We start from the raw sequence: 16114 nt of genomic DNA on the forward strand, positions 1-16114 counted from the left end.
CGCCCTGGCCCGGCAAACGATTTTCGCGCCGCCAGAAGGCTGCCGCCGGCATCCGTCCCTTGATCAGACCGCACGGAAGGCCCGCCATGTGTACGCCAGCGCGACCAAGGCCGTGACCGTCAGCAGCACGTACCCGATCGTGTACGCCCCCGTGGCGGAGAAGACGGCCCCCATGACGAGCGGCGGGAAGTATCCGCCGAGCCCGCCGGCCGCGCCCACGAGCCCGGTCACCGTACCCACTTTCGACGTCTCCACCAGCTTGGCCACCAGCGCGAACACGCCACCCGTCCCGAGCCCCAGGAAGAAGGCCATGAGCACGAAGCTCGTCCCGGCCGGCGCCTCGGCCGGCAGCCGCAACGCCAGCACGAGCGCCATGACCGCGATCCCGGCGAACGCGATCAGCAACACCCGCACGGCCCCGATCCGGTCGGAGAGCGTGCCGCCCAGCGGCCTGGACAACACGGCCGCGATCGAGAATCCCGCCGTACGCAGCCCCGCATCCGTCTGAGCGAACCGGTAGACGTTCTCCAGCAACGTCGGCAGGTACGTGGAGAACGCCACGAACCCGCCGAACGCGACCGCGTACAGGAAGGCGCACTGCCAGGTCGCCTTGATGCGCAGCGCCTCCCGGGCGGCCGGGCCGGAGGCGGTGGTGGGTGACCAGCGGGGCGAGTCACGGCTCGCGCCCAGCATGATCACGCCGGTCAGCGCCAGCACCGCCGCCAGCAGCACGTGCGCCGGCCCCCGCCCGAAGGCCTCCACCAGGCGCGGCGTGCAGAACGCCGACAGCGCGGTGCCGCCCATGCCCGCCCCGAACACGCCGGTGGCGAAGCCCCTGCGGGCCGGCTCGTACCAGGCGTTCACGAACGGGATGCCGATCGCGAAGGACGTGCCGGGAATGCCCAGCAGGAATCCCCAGAACAGCAGCCACCCGTACGAGTCCGACCACCCGACGAACAACACGGGCACGATCGAGACGAAGCAGACGACGGCGAACATGCGCCGCCCGCCGAGCCGGTCGGCCAGCATCCCCACGGGGATCCGTCCCAGAGCGCCCACCAGGACCGGGATCGCGACCAGCAGCGATGTCTGCGTCGGCGACAGCCCGAGCCGCCTGCTGTAGCTCCCAGCCAGAGGCCCGATCAGGTTCCAGGCCCAGAACGTGACCGCGAACGCCGTCGTGGCCAGCGCCAGGTTCCGCACCTGACCTTTACGAAGCTCAGACATGTACCCTGTGTAACAGAGAGCTACTTTCTGTGATGAAGTGGGGGTATGAGCGCGGAGGACGTCTTGCTGAAGATGGGCCGGTTCCTACGCAGGTCGCCCACGAGCCCAGACCTGCGGGCCCTCTACCTGACGGGCGGCCTCGAAGGCGACGCCTTCTACCGGGACCGATGGAGCCACGACAAGGTGGTCCGCTCCACGCACGGCGTGAACTGCACGGGATCGTGCTCGTGGAAGGTCTACGTCAAGGACGGCATCATCACGTGGGAGGCACAGCAGACCGACTACCCGAGCATGGGCCCCGACCGCCCCGAGTACGAGCCGCGCGGCTGCCCGCGCGGGGCCGCCTTCTCCTGGTACACCTACTCGCCGACCCGGATCCGCTACCCGTACGCGCGACGCGTCCTGCTCGAGATGTACGTGGAGGCGCGGCAACGCCTCGGTGACCCCGTAGCCGCCTGGGCCGAAATCACGACAAATCCAGAAAAACGGGAAAAATACCAAAAGGCTCGCGGCCACGGCGGCCTCATCCGCGTCACCTGGGACCTGGCGACCGAGATGATCGCCGCCGCCCACGTCCACACCATCAAGGCCTACGGCCCCGACCGCATCGCCGGCTTCTCCCCCATCCCCGCCATGTCGATGGTCTCCCACGCGATCGGCTCCAGGTTCGTGTCGCTGATCGGCGGCACCATGCTCTCCTTCTACGACTGGTACGCCGACCTGCCGGTGGCCTCCCCTCAGGTGTTCGGCGACCAGACCGACGTGCCGGAGTCGGCGGACTGGTGGGATGCCGCGTACCTGATGATGTGGGGCGCGAACGTGCCGGTCACCCGCACCCCCGACACCCACTGGATGGCCGAGGCCCGCTACCGGGGCCAGAAGGTCGTGGTCGTGAGCCCCGACTACAACGACGCGGCCACGTTCGCCGACGAGTTCCTGAGCGTGCGGCCGGGCACGGACGGCGCGCTGGCCATGGCCATGGGGCACGTCATTCTCAAGGAGTTCTTCCTCGACCGCGAGACGCCGTTCTTCACCGACTACGTCAAACGTTTCACCGACCTGCCCTTCCTGGTCCGGCTGGAGAAACACGAGAACGCCTATGTCCCCGGCACGTTCCTCACGGCACGCGACCTCGGCTCGCAGGAGGAGGCGGCCGAGTGGAAGACCGTGCTCATGTCGCCGGAGGGCGTGCCGGTGGTGCCGAACGGCTCGGTCGGCTTCCGCTGGACGGAGTCAGGCATGGGCCGCTGGAACCTCAACCTCGACACCGATCCGGTGCTCACGCTCCACAAAGCCGCGAGCGAGCCGGCGGAGGTGCTGCTGCCCCGCTTCGACGGCGGCGGCGCGGTCCATCGGGGCGTGCCGGCGTCGCGGGTCGGGGACCACCTCGTCACCACGGTGTTCGACCTGCTGCTCGCCCAGTACGGCATCCAGCGGGAAGGCCTCCCCGGCGACTGGCCGACCGGCTACGAGGACGCCGCGGAGCCGTACACGCCGGCCTGGCAGGAGCCGATCACCGGCGTACCCGCCGACCGCGCCGCCAGGATCGCCAGGGAGTTCGCCAGGACGGCGGAGGCCTCGAGGGGCCGCTGCATGATCATCCTCGGGGCGGGCACCACGCAGTGGTTCCACGGCGACACGATCTACCGGGCGTTCCTGTCGCTGCTCCTGCTGACCGGCTGCCAGGGCCGCAACGGCGGCGGCTGGGCGCACTACGTGGGCCAGGAGAAATGCCGCCCGCAGACCGGCTGGGCGGTGCTGGCGAGCGCCACGGACTGGTCGCGGCCGCCCCGGCAGACCCCGGGCACCCCGTTCTGGTACCTGCACACCGACCAGTGGCGCTACGACCGCTTCGACGCCGGCGAGCTGACCTCGCCCCTGGCCCGCGGCACCTTCCGCGGCAAGCACACCGCCGACCTCGTCACGGAGGCCGTGCGCAACGGCTGGATGCCGATGTCCCCGATGTTCGACCGCAACCCGCTGGAGCTCGGCGACGCGCCGGACCCCATCGCCCACACCCAAGCCGAGCTGCGGGCGGGCAGGCTCGGGTACGCCGTCGAGCACCCGGACGACCCGCGTAACTGGCCACGGGTGCTCACGCTCTGGCGTTCGAACCTCCTCGGCTCCTCGGCCAAGGGCGACGAGTACTTCCTGCACCACCTTCTCGGCACGACCTCCAACCTTGAGCACCCGGACGAGGAGGCGCCGACGGGCAAGCTGGACCTGCTCCTCACCCTCGACTTCCGGATGACGTCCTCGACGATCTTCTCCGACATCGTGCTCCCGGCCGCCACCTGGTACGAGAAGCACGACCTGTCGACCACGGACATGCACCCGTTCGTGAACTCGTTCAACCCGGCGATCACGCCGCCATGGCAGACGAAGACGGATTTCACCGCCTTCCACCTCATCGCCCGCGCCTTCAGCGACCTCGCCAAGGAGCACCTGGGCGTGCGCCGCGACGTGGTCGCGACGGCGCACCAGCACGACACCCCAGGCGAGCTGGCCCGCGACGCCGGACCGGACCTCAAGCTCGTCGAACGCGACTACGGCGCGATCGCCGAGAAACTGGCCGCGCTCGGCCCGCTCACGGAGAAGCTCGGCCTCCCGGTCAAGGGCGTGACCTTCCTGCCCGACAAGGAGGTCGCCTGGCTGGGCCAGCGTTGCGGGCTCGTCCCGCGTGGCGTGGCCAAGGGCAGGCCCGAGCTGGACACCGACGTCAAGGCCTGCGAGGCGATTCTCGCGCTGTCGGGCGTGAGCAACGGCCGCCTGGCCGCCCAGGGTTTCCGGCAACTCGCCGCGCGCACGGGCGCCGACCTCGACGGCCTGGCCCACGAGGGTCACCGCATCGTCTTCTCCGACACCCAGGCCGGGCCGGTGCACGTGGCCGCCAGCCCCGAGTGGTCGGGCAAGGAGTCGCACGACCGCCGCTACGCCCCCTTCACGATCAACGTCGAGAACGGCAAACCCTGGCACACCCTCACCGGCCGCATGCACTTCTTCCTCGATCACGACTGGATGCACGAGTACGGCGAGGCGCTGCCGGTCTACCGCCCGCCGCTGGACCTGGCCGCGCTGCTGGGCGAGACCGGCACGCTGCGGTACCTGACCCCGCACAGCAAGTGGTCGATCCACTCCGAGTACCAGGACAACCTGCTCATGTTGTCCCTGTCCCGCGGCGGCCCCACGATCTGGATGTCCGTGGAGGACGCGGCCAGGATCGGAGTGGCCGACAACGACTGGGTCGAGGCGGTCAACCGCAACGGCGTCGTCGTGGCGCGGGCGATCGTCTCCCACCGCATGCCGCCGGGCACGGTCTTCATGCACCACGCCCAGGACCGCCTGATCGACGTGCCGAAGTCGGAGGCGACCGGCCGTCGCGGCGGCATCCACAACGCCCTCACGAGAATCCTCATCAAGCCCACCCACATGATCGGCGGCTACGCCCAGCTCTCGTACGCCTTCAACTACCTGGGCCCCACCGGCAACCAGCGCGACGAGCTCACGACCATCCGGCGGAGATCCCAGGAGGTGCAGTACTGATGCGGATCATGGCTCAGATCGCCATGGTGATGAACCTGGACAAGTGCATCGGGTGCCACACCTGCTCGGTCACGTGCAAGCAGACCTGGACCAACCGGCCCGGCGTCGAGTACGTCTGGTGGCAGAACGTCGAGACCCGCCCCGGCCAGGGCTACCCCAGACGCTACGAGGACCAGGACCGCTGGCGCGGCGGCTGGACCGTGAACCGCAAGGGCAAGCTCGAGCTCCGGGCGGGCGGCCGCCTGCGCAAGCTGCTCACCATCTTCGCCAACCCGATCATGCCGTCCATCCAGGACTACTACGAGCCCTGGACCTACGACTACGAGAACCTCACGAACGCGCCCCTGTCCGACGACGTCCCCGTCGCACCGCCCAGGTCGCTGATCAGCGGCGAACCCACGAAGATCCGCTGGAGCGCCAACTGGGACGACAGCCTCGGCGGCGACCCGTCGCCCGACCCTGTGCTGGCCCAGGTGTCCGAGAAGGTCAAGCTGTCGTTCGAAGAGGCGTTCATGTTCTACCTGCCGCGCATCTGCGAGCACTGCCTCAACCCGTCGTGCGTGGCCTCCTGCCCGTCGGGCGCGCTGTACAAGCGCGAGGAGGACGGCATCGTGCTGGTGGACCAGGACCGCTGCCGGGGCTGGCGCATGTGCGTGACGGGCTGCCCGTACAAGAAGGTGTACTTCAACCACAAGACCGGCAAGGCCGAGAAGTGCACGTTCTGCTACCCCCGGGTCGAGGTCGGCCTGCCGACGGTCTGCTCGGAGACGTGCGTCGGCCGCCTCCGCTACCTCGGGGTCCTGCTGTACGACGCCGACCGCGTCGAGGCGGCGGCCTCGGTGCCCGACGAGCGGGACCTGTACGAGGCCCAGCTCGACCTCTTCCTCGACCCCGACGACCCGGCCGTCGCCGCTTCCGGCCTGCCCCCTGACTGGCTGGAGGCCGCCCGCAGATCGCCCGTGTACCAGCTGATCAAGAAATATCGGATCGCGCTCCCCCTGCACCCGGAGTACCGGACCCTGCCCATGGTCTGGTACGTCCCGCCGCTCTCCCCCGTCGTGGACGCGCTCGCCGGCACCGGCCACGACGGCGAGGACGCGGTGAACCTGTTCGCCGCCATCGAGGCGTTGCGCATCCCCATCGGTTACTTGGCCGAGCTGTTCACCGCGGGCGACCCCGCGCCGGTGAACACGGCGCTGCGCCGCCTGGCCGCGATGCGCTCGTACATGCGGGCGGTCAACCTGGGCGAGCCGCACCCGGTCCCGCCCGACGCGGGCCTCTCGGAAGACGAGCTGCGCGCCATGTACCGGCTGCTGGCGCTGGCCAAATACGACGAGCGATACGTGATCCCGACCGCGTACGGCAACCCGCCGGGGATCGTGGACGAGGGCGAGTGCAGCCTGGACTACGACGGCGGACCCGGCATGCAGCCGCCGTTCGGCGAGGCGTCGGGCCGTCCTGTGCCGGTCTCGATCGAGAACTTTCACGGACTGAAGGAGCGCCAGACCAGCGACGAGATCACCCACGACCGGGTGAATCTCCTCAACTGGGACGGCCGAGGCATCCCGGCCGGCCTGTTCCCGCCGCGGAGGAAGAAGGCATGAGCGACCCCGTGCTCTGGCAGGCAGCCGCGCATCTGCTGGCCTACCCCGACGAACGTTTCTGGCGCCGGCTGCCGCTGATCGAGGAGGCGGCGGAGCCGTACTTCGCCGAGTTCCTCGCCCGAGCCGCCGAGCTGGGTCCCGGCGAGCTGGCCGCGCACTACGTGGAGACGTTCGACCTGAACCGGCGCTGCTGCCTCTACCTGACCTACTACACCGACGGCGACACCCGCCGCCGGGGCGAGTCGCTGGCCGCGCTGAAACGCCGCTACCGCGCCGCGGGGTGGGAGCTGATGGACGACGAGCTGCCGGACTTCCTGCCGGTCGTGCTGGAGTTCGCCGCGGTCGACCCCACGGGGGCCGCCCTGCTCGCCGAGCACCGCGTGGGGCTTGAGCTGCTGCTCGCCGCCCTGGCGGCACGCGAGTCGCCGTACGCGCACGTGATCGGCGCCGTGTGCGCCGCGCTCCCGCCGCTCACCGCCGCCCAGCGGGCCGCGGCCGGCCGGCTGGCCGCGGGCGGGCCTCCGGTCGAGACCGTGGGGAGGTACGCATGAGCTGGGGCGAGAGCGTGATGTGGATCGTCACGCCCTACATCACGATCGTGATCTTCCTCGGCGGCCTGATCTGGCGTTACCGGTATGACAAATTCGGCTGGACCACCCGCTCCTCCCAGCTCTACGAGAGCCGGCTGCTCCGCGTGGCCAGCCCGCTGTTCCACTACGCGCTGCTGTTCGTCATCATCGGCCACATCACCGGGCTGCTCATCCCGACGTCCTGGACCGACGCCATCGGCGTGAACAACCACGTCTACCACGTGAACGCGCTCGCCTGGGGCGGCATCGCCGGCGTCGGCACGCTCGTGGCGGTGGGCCTGCTGATCTACCGCAGGCGCACCACCGGCCCGGTGTTCATGTCGACCACGAACAACGACAAGACCATGTACGCGGTACTGGCATTGGCGATCCTCTCCGGCGTGGTGACGACGGTGGCGGGGTTCGTGCCGAGCGAGGTGAGCTACCGCACCACGGTCGGTCCCTGGTTCCGGAGCCTGATCACGCTGCAGCCGGACGTGTACGCGATGGCGCACGCGAGCGGCCTTTACAAGGTGCACACCTTGATCGGGATGGTGCTCATCATGCTTTTCCCGTTCAGCCGCCTGGTGCATGCGCTTTCCGCCCCGTTGGGCTATTTGTTCCGTCCTTACATCGTGTATCGGAGGCGGCCGAGGTAGCCCCCCACGGCTCCCGGGAGGGGTCTTCGTGCGCCAGAATCGACCCTTGTGAAGCACGGGTACACCAACAGCACAGTCGGCGACGGCGCCTTGGTCGTGAAGTGTTACCAGGGTCCTGAGGCGGCGTTCAGGCTGCGTACGGAGAGCAGATACCTGCGCCGGCTACGCGGCCGCGTGCCGGTCCCGCGCGTTCACCAGGTCACCGGGACGAGCCTGACCACCCGCTTCGTCTCCGGCTCCCACGGCCAGGACCTCCTGGACGAAGGACATGCGGTGGAGGTGCTGACGGAGTGCGGCCGGGTCCTGGGCGGCATTCACCGGCTGGGCATCGTGCACGGGGACTTCGGCCCCCAGAACATGTTGTTCGACCCGGCCACGTTCAGGACGACCGCCATCCTGGACTGGGAGTGGGCCCATCCCGGGCGGCCGGTGGAGGACCTCGCGTGGTGCGAGTGGATCATCCGCAGCCACCACCCCGAGCACGTGGGGCTGCTCCCGCACTTCTTCGCCGCCTACGACGGCACCGTCCCCGAATGGCCGGAACGCCAGGCGGCCATGCTGGCCCGCTGCCGCGACCTGCTCGATTTCTGCGCCCGCTGGGAGCCGGGCGGGGACGGCGAGAAGCTCTGGCACCGCCGCCTCGACACCACGGCCTCCTGGACGGAGTGACGATCCGTTCTGCGACGTCCCCTCCTGGATCGTCCCGTCTCCGTCCGGGCGTCGTGGGTTCTGTCGGTCCCGTTTGCTTGACTCGGGGGCATGGCTCAGCACGTGATTCTTGTTCTCGGCGCGACCGGCTCCACCGGCCGGCGGGTGGCCGGCCTGCTGCGTGCCTCCGGGCACAACGTGCGGGCGGCGTCCAGGAGCGGCGAGACCACATTCGACTGGTCCCGGCCGGACACCTGGGAGCCCGCGGTGGCCGGCGCTTCTGCCGTCTACCTCATGGCGCCCGACGGCATCCCGATCGATCCGCAGTTCGTGTCCCTGGCCGTCGCGCGAGGCGCCCGGCGCATCGTGCTGCTTTCCAGCGGGGCGATCGAGGCCATGGGCGACGAGCGCCTGATGTCCGCGGAGCGCACCGTGCGCGAGTCGGGCGCCGAGTGGACGATCCTGCGGCCGAGCTGGTTCGACCAGAACTTCGACGAGGGTTTCTTCCAGCCCGCGATCATGGCGGGCGAGGTGGTGGTGCCGCTGGGGGATGTGCGGCAGGCGTTCGTGGACGCCGGCGACATCGCGGCCGTCGCCGCCGCGGCGCTCACGGAGGACGGCCACGCGGGGCGGACCTACGAGATCACCGGGCCGAGCTCGCTGACGCTCGGGGAGGCCGTGGAGATCATCGCCCGGGCGGCCGGCCGGGAGGTCCGCTACCGGGGAGGCGACGAGGACTACCTGACGGCGATGGGCTTCTCGGAGCAGGCGATGGCCGAGGTCAAGGCGTTCGCCGCACTCCGCGGTCTCGGCGACCAGCCGGTCTCGGAAGCAGTGCGCCAGGTGACGGGCCGCCCGCCCAAAACCTTCGAGACCTACGCCACGGAAGCCGCCGCCCAGGGCGCCTGGCGCCCTTGAAGCTCAACCGGCCCGCAGTTCCCTGATCAGGCTCCCCGCCGCGTCGATCAGGCCCACCTCGTGCGCCGAGAGCGACCGGTTCGCGCCCCGCGTGGTCATGGCCCGGTCCAGCCCATCGCCATAGTCCATGGCGGCGCCGAGCTCGCCGAGCAACGCGACGAGCATCTCGCGCGCCGGCACCACGAGCTCGCTCTCCTCGTCCGCCGCGACCTGCGCGATGATCACCGCCGACATCGCGCAGTCCAGCCCGGGCGGCCCCTCCAGGCTGTTGCACCAGTCGATCACGAAGGGCCCGCCCGGCGTCAGCATGACGTTGTCCGGATGCAGGTCCATGTGCAGCACCCGATCACGTGGATCATCCGACACCCGGGCCGGGATCGTGTGCAGCCGCCGCAGCAGCCGCCCCGTGACCCGGCCCCCCTCCGCCGGCGCGATCTCCCCGTCGATCACCGCCCGTAACATCGTCGGCCCCGACAGCCGCCGCATCACCAGATCAGTGGCACGCCCTTGGCCGACGCCGGGACAGACATCCGGGACCGGGAACCCGTGCCGCGCCACGTGCGCCATGACGGCCACCTCCCGCCGGGTGTCGACCGTGGCACGGTAGCGGCGCAGCACCCGGTCACCGTCGATCGCGTACACGTCCGCGCTGCGCCCCGATCCCACCAACTCACCGATCTCCATGCGCCCAACCTACCGAGCGGTCGAGCTCTGCCAGCTCGGCCGCGTGTGCGCGCCCCATCGCCGCCGCCAGCTCCCGCACCTCCGCGGCCCCGCCCGACCGCCGCTCACCGTCGGCGACCAGCACCAGCTGATCGAGGTACGCCCGGAGCAACGCCGCGAACCGCCGGTCGAAGACGTCCCCTCGCATCCCCTCCAGCGCCTCCAGATCATCCGAAGTCGGCATGCCGGGCATGTCATGCTGAACATGCGGGTTCTCCCCTCTCATTCCGGCCCGGAGGAGCAGCGCACGCAGCCGTCCGCGTACCGTCTCGTGCTTGTCCGCGAGCCGCACCGCCAGGTCGGCAAGCGACCGGTCCCCTGAGCGCTCGCGTGCGAGCGCGAGCAGCGGCAGCGCCCGGGTGTGCAGCGCGTCGGCGAGTTGCAGCCAGGCCACGTCGGTGGCGCTGAACCCCGCGGCGACCGACGGCGGCGCGGCGTCAAAAGTCTGGCCCTGCTGCGCGCACCCGGCCAGCACCGCGGCGGCCATCCATGATGCCAAGACCCGGAGTAACGCCACGTTTCCCCGCCTTTCGGGCCCGGGCGGGCGGAGAACGCCCGCCCGGGGATCTCTACGATGGGCGGCCGTCGGCGCCGCACTTGATGATCGGGCGGATGCAGTCGCGTACCCGGCGCTCCATCTCCGCCACCGGCCAGGCGTTGAAGAAGTCGCCATGCATCGTGTAACCGCCACCGGACGACAGCCGGAGGCGCGATGGATCACCGCTCACCGGATAACGGATCACCTGCCGCAACTTCGGCACCGGCACCGGATGGGTGCTGGGGCAGGCGCCCCCCACCGGGTACGCCATGTGGCTCTTGTGGTCGGCGGAGTCCAGGTCCCGCCCGTTCCAGCACTGCGGGAAGTCCAGGTAGGACTCCAGCATCGTCCCGGCCGGACAGGTGACGAAGTCCTTCGACGCGCCCACATGCCCCGCGTGCAGGCACGACCAGCGCGAGATCGTCGTGTCGTCGGGACCGGTGGCCTTGGCGTTCCCCGCCACGATCCGCAACCCCAGCGGCAGCGGCTGGATCCTGGCGATGACGTCGTCCCGCACGCCCTCGCCGAGGTAGTAGAAGGTGACGATGGCCGGCTCCACCGGCACGCCGTCCCGGTAGAGGGTCGGCACCCAGTACGACGACGTGTCGACGGCCGGGTTGCAGTTGGTCGCGCCGTTCTGCAGGTCGGCCAGCGTGGTGTGGGCGTTCGTGACCCGGCTGCCGAAGAAGCTGTGCATGTGCGAGGCTCCGGGCAGCCCGGGAAACACGATCGGGTCGTCCGGCAGCCGGTGGCTGAACGGGCAGTCGGCGAGGAACTCCGCCACCCGTACGGGCTCGGCCGCCGCGGGCTGCGGGACGGCGACGAACAGCAGCGAAAAGAGGGCGAGCATTCTGGCGATCATTGGTACACCCGCACGTAATCGACGAGCATCCGGGACGGGAACGGCGTGGAGGCGTCGGTCGGCCCCGGCCAGTCGCCGCCGACCGCGAGGTTGAGGATGATGTAGAACGGGTGGTCGAAGACCCACGGACCGCGGGTCTGCTCCACTTGGTCCTTGCTCAGCGTGAGGACGGTCCGGCCGTCGAGCGAGTAGACAATGCCCTTGCTGTCCCAGTGGGCGGCCCAGACGTGGAAGTCGTCGGAGTAGTCGGCCCCGTTGGGCAGGGTGTAGGGCGCCCCGATCCCACCGCCGCCGTTGTACGCCGGCGCGTGGACGGTCGAGTAGGACGTCTTCACGTCCTTGCCCAGGACCTCCATGATGTCGATCTCGCCGTTGTACGGCCACGGGCGCCCGGTCAGGAAGTCGGCCCCCATCATCCAGAACGCCGGCCACAACCCGTTGCCCTTGGGCACCTTGATCCTGGCCTCGACCCGGCCGTACGTGAAGTGGAACTTCGTGCCGGTGTTCATCCGGGCGGACGTGTACTGGCAGGTGGTGCTCCCGGTGAGCGGGTCCGGCGGACAGCTGGAGCCCGGCGTGGCCTGCTTGCGGGCCTCCATGACCAGGTGCCCCTGGCCGTCCATAGAGGCGTTGTCATGGTTGGTGTAGTACTCCAGCTCGTTGTTCGGTCCGGTGCCCGGGTCGGCCCGCCACTTGGCGGCGTCGGGCTTGCTGCCCGCCGGGCCGTTGAACTCGTCGCTCCACACCAAGGCCGGCGGGTTGGCCGGGTCCTTCGGCGGGGCCGGCGGGTCCGTGGGGTCGCCTCCGGTGCCGTACACCTGGAACTCCCACAGGCTGTAGCCGTAGGCGGTGGCCCGCTGCGTGCCGTACATGCGCACGTAGCGGCCGCTGCCGCTCACGGTGAGCGTCTGCTTGAACCCCGTGCCCGACGTGGTGCTGTAGATGGTCGTCCAGTTGTTCGCGTCGGGTGAGACCTGGATCTGGTACGACCTGGCGTGAGCCGGGTCCCATTGCAGCACGACCCTGCTGATCTGGGCGGTCGCTCCCAGGTCCACGTAGATCCAGCCCGGGTCCACCCAGCCGGTGGTGGAGCTGGTCGCCCACCTGCTGGCGGGGTCGAGGTCGAACGCCCTGGCCGGGGTGCACTCCCAGCAGTTGCCGTCGTGCTGGGAGGAGGACGCGACGCCGGGCTTGTTGTACGACAGCAGCCGCTCGCCGCCAGAGCTTCCTCCGGTGCCGTACACCTTGAACTCCCAGAGGCTGTAGCCCCACTGGGTGGCGCGCTGGGTGCCGTACACGCGGACGTAGCGGCCGCTGCCGCTCACGCTGAGCGTTTGGTTGCCGCCTGTGGCGGTGGTCGTGGAGTGCAGGGTCGTCCACGATGTGCCGTTCGCGGAAACCTGGACCTGGAAGGCGGTGGCGTACGCCGCCTCCCAGCTGAGCTCCACCTGGCTGATGGACGCGGTCGCGCCGAGGTCCACCTGGATCCACTGGGGGTCGGCGAACGCGCTGGACCAGCGGGTGCCGGGATTCCCGTCCACGGCGGCGGAGGCGGGGAAGGCGGCGCTCTCGGTGGAGGAGGCGGTGGCGGGCTTGCCCTGGGACAGCAGCGGGTCGGCCGCGGCCGCGGGCAGCACCGCGAGGAGCGACAGAGTGATCATCAGGGCGAGGAGTGTCCCCAGGCGCCGGACGCCTGGGCTGAGGGGTGGACTCACGACGTCTCCATCAGGAATGAGGGGGGCGATAGGTCGGGGAGCGCTCCCTGAGAAGGAGACTGCTCGCGCCCTAAACGTGTGTCAAGGACCCTGTTAACCCGGGCGAAACCCCGGAGACTCATTAGAGAGCGCTCTCTCAGAGCCGCTGGATGTGCTTTTCATGGGCCATGACCAGCGCCGCAGCGACATCATGCAAGAGAACGCTTTCCCGGCAGACCCACTGGCAAGAAACACGGGAAATTCTTCACGCCTTGACGCGACACCCCCGACACTCCAATCTCGTGAGGGAGCGCTCTCTCACCCCGGTACGAAGGAGGGCTGTGGACCGACCCACTCTCGAGGCCGTCGCCGCGCGCGCCGGCGTCTCCAAGTCCAGCGTCTCCCGTGTGATCAACGGCGCGACGAGCGTGAGCCCCTCGATCCGCGACGTCGTGCTGCGGACGGTCAGGGAGCTGGGCTACGTGCCGCATGCCGCCGCGCGCAACCTGGCCACCCGCCGCACCAACGCCGTCGCCCTGGTCGTCTCCGACCCGCCCAAGGGCCTGGTCTCCGACGACCCGATGTTCTCGGCCGTCGTCCGCCAGGCCAGCAGGACGCTGGAGGCGGCCGGCAAGCAGGTGGTCCTCATGCTGGCCGGTTCGGACGAGAGCCGCGCCCGCGTGGCCGGCTACGTGGCGGCGGGCCACGTCGACGGCGTCATGCTCGTCTCCATGCACGGAGCCGACTCCCTGCCCGCCACCCTGGCCCGCAGGGGGCTGCCGATCGTCTCCCTGGGCAGGACCAACCCGGCGGTCCCGTACGTCGACAACGACAACCTCGGCGGCGCCGACCTCGCCGTCCGCCACCTCCTCGGGCAGGGACGACGCCGGGTCGCCACGATCACGGGCCCGCTGGACATGATCGCCGCCCAGGAGCGGCTCACCGGCTACCACGCCGTCCTGCGCGAGACCGGTCACCGCGCCATCGTCGCCATCGGCGACTTCACGAGGATCTCCGGCGCCGAGGCCATGCGCCAGCTCCTCCAGGACGACCCCGGCCTCGACGCGGTCTTCGCCGCCAACGACCTCATGGCCGTCGGCGCCCTGCGCACCTTGCGCGAATCGGGCCGCAGGGTGCCGGACGACGTCGCGGTGATCGGCTTCGACGACATCGAGGCCGCCCTCTACACGACGCCGCCCCTGACCACGATCCACAGCTCGATGACGGATTGGGCGAGCGCCACTGCCGACCTCCTCCTCGGCCTCTTCGACGGCGGCCCCGACACCCCGGTCACGCTGCCCGCCGAACTGATCGTCCGGGAGTCCGCCTGACCCGTCCTACCCCTTGACGCAGATGAGCTGCCGCAAGTGGGCCACGACCTCCACCAGGTCGGTCTGGGCGGCCATCACGGACTCCAGGTCCTTGTACGCACCCGGAATCTCGTCGATCACTCCCGGGTCCTTGCGGCACTCCACGCCCAGCGTCTGCTGCTCCAGGTCCTTGACCGTGAACGTCTTCTTGGCCTTGGTCCTGCTCATCTTCCGCCCGGCCCCGTGCGAGGCCGAGTTGAACGCCAGGCTGTTGCCCAGGCCCTTGACGATGTAGGTGCCGGTGGCCATCGAACCCGGGATGATGCCCAGCTCACCGCCGCCCGCCCGGATGGCGCCCTTCCTGGTGACGAGCACGTCCACGCCGTCGTACCGCTCCTCCGCCACGTAGTTGTGGTGGCAGGAGATCGGCTGCTCGAACGTGATGTTCGGCAGGTGCCGGCGCAGCACGTCGCAGACCAGCCCCATCATGAGAGCCCGGTTGCGCCGCGCGTAGTCCTGCGCCCAGAACAGGTCCCGCCGGTAGGCGTCCATCTGCGGCGTGTGCGCGACGAAGACGGCCAGATCCCGATCCACCAGCCCCTGGTTGTGCGACAACCCGTGAGCGACGTCGATGTGATGCTCTGCCAGCTCCTTGCCGATGTTGCGCGACCCGGAGTGCAGCACGACCCACACCGCACCCTCGTCGTCGGCACACACCTCCAGGAAGTGGTTGCCGCCGCCGAGCGTGCCCATCTGCACCTCGGCCCGTTCCCGCAACCGCCGCACGGTAGGCGCCAGACTGTCGAAGCCCGCCCAGAACTCCGCCCACCCGGCCGTCTTCATCCCGAAGATCTTCCCGGGATCGACCGGCCGCTTGTGGTGATGGAACCCGACCGGCACCGCCTGCTCCAGCTTCCCCCGCAGGTAGGCCAGGTTGTCCGGAAGCTGCGAAGCCTTGTAGGACGTCTTCACGGCCGTCATCCCGCAGCCGATGTCCACACCGACCGCGGCCGGCGACACGGCGTCCCGCATCGCGATGACCGACCCCACTGTCGCACCCTTGCCGTGATGCACGTCGGGCATGACGGCGACACCGTGCACCCACGGCAGGTTCGCCACATTACGCAGCTGCTGCATCGCCTGCGGATCAACCGTCTCCGGCTCGGCCCACATCCTGATCGGATGCCGCGTCCCGGTCACCTCGTGGTACGTCATCGCGTGTCGCCTCCTTCCCGATCAACGAATCGCGAACATGATCTATCAGGCCAGAGGTCCCATACCCATCGCAACCGAATAACGCTGGTTGCCGAAGCCCGCGAAAGCGGTGAGGGCGGATCGCGCCTTCAGTGCCGGTTGCCGTACTGCTCGTCTCCGTCGGCTCCACCAGCAGCACGTGCGCGGGCTCATCCACCATCGGCCTGTTCCCAGAAGCCAATAATCCGGAATTGGACCACTTCTCGGACCAATCAATGCAACCACGGCATACCCAACACGCCTGAGCAATCATGGCGACAAGACCTATTGTCGATGGTAGGCAAGGGATATAGTCTGCCGCGTGTGGTGGAACGAGACGACTACGCGGCCATCCGCGATCGGATCATCGGGCTCTCCCACCTCCATGGCTTGCGCTGCGACTGGGCGGAAACGACGAAGCGGCAGCGATTCCTCTTGCTATGGGATGCCGAGGGCCGCGTGGCGGCCCGCGCGATCGTCCCGCTGTACCCTCGGGAGACCCCGCAACTGGTGGACTCCCTCGAACAAGGGCTCGCGCACCTGTTCGGCGACGACTGGCTAGAGGGCTGACGACCTGGGTTGGAGA

The 16114-nt window shown here is 69.6% G+C and carries 14 protein-coding genes; 8 read left to right on the forward strand and 6 right to left on the reverse strand.

Annotated features, from left to right (window positions below; all coding sequences use genetic code 11):
• Positions 1-63: 63 nt before the first annotated feature.
• On the reverse strand, positions 64-1227 hold the full coding sequence (locus EDD27_RS36140; RefSeq protein WP_127936379.1) for an MFS transporter: 1164 nt from the start codon (positions 1225-1227) through the stop codon (positions 64-66).
• 45 nt (positions 1228-1272) lie between these two features.
• Here EDD27_RS36140 and EDD27_RS36145 point away from each other — a divergent pair, with 45 nt between their 5' ends.
• The 6 genes from EDD27_RS36145 to EDD27_RS36170 all read left to right on the forward strand — a co-directional run bounded on the left by EDD27_RS36145 (position 1273) and on the right by EDD27_RS36170 (position 9168).
• Complete coding sequence (locus EDD27_RS36145) at positions 1273-4770, forward strand: nitrate reductase subunit alpha (RefSeq protein ID WP_127936380.1); 3498 nt, start codon at positions 1273-1275, stop codon at positions 4768-4770.
• A complete protein-coding gene (narH, locus tag EDD27_RS36150; RefSeq protein ID WP_127936381.1) occupies positions 4770-6374 on the forward strand; it encodes a nitrate reductase subunit beta in 1605 nt (534 codons plus the stop codon). Before EDD27_RS36145 ends, narH begins: the two co-directional genes overlap by 1 nt.
• A complete protein-coding gene (gene narJ, locus EDD27_RS36155) occupies positions 6371-6925 on the forward strand; it encodes a nitrate reductase molybdenum cofactor assembly chaperone (RefSeq protein WP_127936382.1) in 555 nt (184 codons plus the stop codon). The genes narH and narJ overlap by 4 nt, the downstream gene beginning before the upstream one ends.
• On the forward strand, positions 6922-7602 hold the full coding sequence (gene narI / locus EDD27_RS36160) for a respiratory nitrate reductase subunit gamma (RefSeq protein WP_127936383.1): 681 nt from the start codon (positions 6922-6924) through the stop codon (positions 7600-7602). Before narJ ends, narI begins: the two co-directional genes overlap by 4 nt.
• A 48-nt stretch (positions 7603-7650) precedes the next feature.
• Complete coding sequence (locus tag EDD27_RS36165; protein ID WP_127936384.1) at positions 7651-8271, forward strand: phosphotransferase; 621 nt, start codon at positions 7651-7653, stop codon at positions 8269-8271.
• A 90-nt stretch (positions 8272-8361) separates the two neighbouring features.
• Complete coding sequence (locus tag EDD27_RS36170; RefSeq protein WP_127936385.1) at positions 8362-9168, forward strand: NAD(P)H-binding protein; 807 nt, start codon at positions 8362-8364, stop codon at positions 9166-9168.
• Between the two features lie 3 nt (positions 9169-9171).
• Here EDD27_RS36170 and EDD27_RS36175 read toward each other — a convergent pair whose 3' ends face one another.
• Genes EDD27_RS36175 through EDD27_RS36190 form a run of 4 tightly spaced genes read right to left on the reverse strand, consistent with a single transcriptional unit; the run spans position 9172 to position 13006 of the window.
• Positions 9172-9852, reverse strand: a complete 681-nt coding sequence (locus EDD27_RS36175) for a phosphotransferase (RefSeq protein ID WP_127936386.1) — start codon at positions 9850-9852, stop codon at positions 9172-9174.
• Entirely contained in the window at positions 9839-10408 is a 570-nt protein-coding gene (locus tag EDD27_RS36180) for a DUF305 domain-containing protein (protein ID WP_164903945.1), read from the reverse strand. Before EDD27_RS36180 ends, EDD27_RS36175 begins: the two co-directional genes overlap by 14 nt.
• 52 nt (positions 10409-10460) lie before the next feature.
• The gene (locus EDD27_RS36185) at positions 10461-11279 is read right to left on the reverse strand and encodes a DUF1996 domain-containing protein (RefSeq protein ID WP_127936388.1); all 819 of its coding nucleotides are present in this window, start codon (positions 11277-11279) and stop codon (positions 10461-10463) included.
• A gap of 8 nt (positions 11280-11287) precedes the next feature.
• A complete protein-coding gene (locus tag EDD27_RS36190) occupies positions 11288-13006 on the reverse strand; it encodes a discoidin domain-containing protein (RefSeq protein ID WP_241564443.1) in 1719 nt (572 codons plus the stop codon).
• A gap of 320 nt (positions 13007-13326) precedes the next feature.
• Between EDD27_RS36190 and EDD27_RS36195 the strand changes: the two genes are divergently transcribed.
• Complete coding sequence (locus tag EDD27_RS36195) at positions 13327-14316, forward strand: LacI family DNA-binding transcriptional regulator (RefSeq protein ID WP_206641804.1); 990 nt, start codon at positions 13327-13329, stop codon at positions 14314-14316.
• A gap of 6 nt (positions 14317-14322) precedes the next feature.
• Here EDD27_RS36195 and EDD27_RS36200 read toward each other — a convergent pair whose 3' ends face one another.
• The gene (locus tag EDD27_RS36200; protein WP_127936390.1) at positions 14323-15510 is read right to left on the reverse strand and encodes an RtcB family protein; all 1188 of its coding nucleotides are present in this window, start codon (positions 15508-15510) and stop codon (positions 14323-14325) included.
• 342 nt (positions 15511-15852) lie between these two features.
• Between EDD27_RS36200 and EDD27_RS36205 the strand changes: the two genes are divergently transcribed.
• Positions 15853-16098, forward strand: a complete 246-nt coding sequence (locus EDD27_RS36205; RefSeq protein WP_127936391.1) for a hypothetical protein — start codon at positions 15853-15855, stop codon at positions 16096-16098.
• Positions 16099-16114: the final 16 nt, after the last annotated feature.

Origin of the sequence: Nonomuraea polychroma, assembly GCF_004011505.1 — a bacterium.
GTDB lineage: Bacteria > Actinomycetota > Actinomycetes > Streptosporangiales > Streptosporangiaceae > Nonomuraea > Nonomuraea polychroma.

Coding starts and splice junctions, on each gene's coding strand:
- narI (WP_127936383.1), top strand. CDS start 6,922: ATGAGCTGGGGCGAGAGCGTGATGTGGATCGTCACGCCCTACATCACG.
- narJ (WP_127936382.1), top strand. CDS start 6,371: ATGAGCGACCCCGTGCTCTGGCAGGCAGCCGCGCATCTGCTGGCCTAC.
- EDD27_RS36185 (WP_127936388.1), bottom strand. CDS start 11,279: ATGCTCGCCCTCTTTTCGCTGCTGTTCGTCGCCGTCCCGCAGCCCGCG.
- EDD27_RS36145 (WP_127936380.1), top strand. CDS start 1,273: ATGAGCGCGGAGGACGTCTTGCTGAAGATGGGCCGGTTCCTACGCAGG.
- narH (WP_127936381.1), top strand. CDS start 4,770: ATGCGGATCATGGCTCAGATCGCCATGGTGATGAACCTGGACAAGTGC.
- EDD27_RS36170 (WP_127936385.1), top strand. CDS start 8,362: ATGGCTCAGCACGTGATTCTTGTTCTCGGCGCGACCGGCTCCACCGGC.
- EDD27_RS36200 (WP_127936390.1), bottom strand. CDS start 15,510: ATGACGTACCACGAGGTGACCGGGACGCGGCATCCGATCAGGATGTGG.
- EDD27_RS36175 (WP_127936386.1), bottom strand. CDS start 9,852: ATGGAGATCGGTGAGTTGGTGGGATCGGGGCGCAGCGCGGACGTGTAC.
- EDD27_RS36140 (WP_127936379.1), bottom strand. CDS start 1,227: ATGTCTGAGCTTCGTAAAGGTCAGGTGCGGAACCTGGCGCTGGCCACG.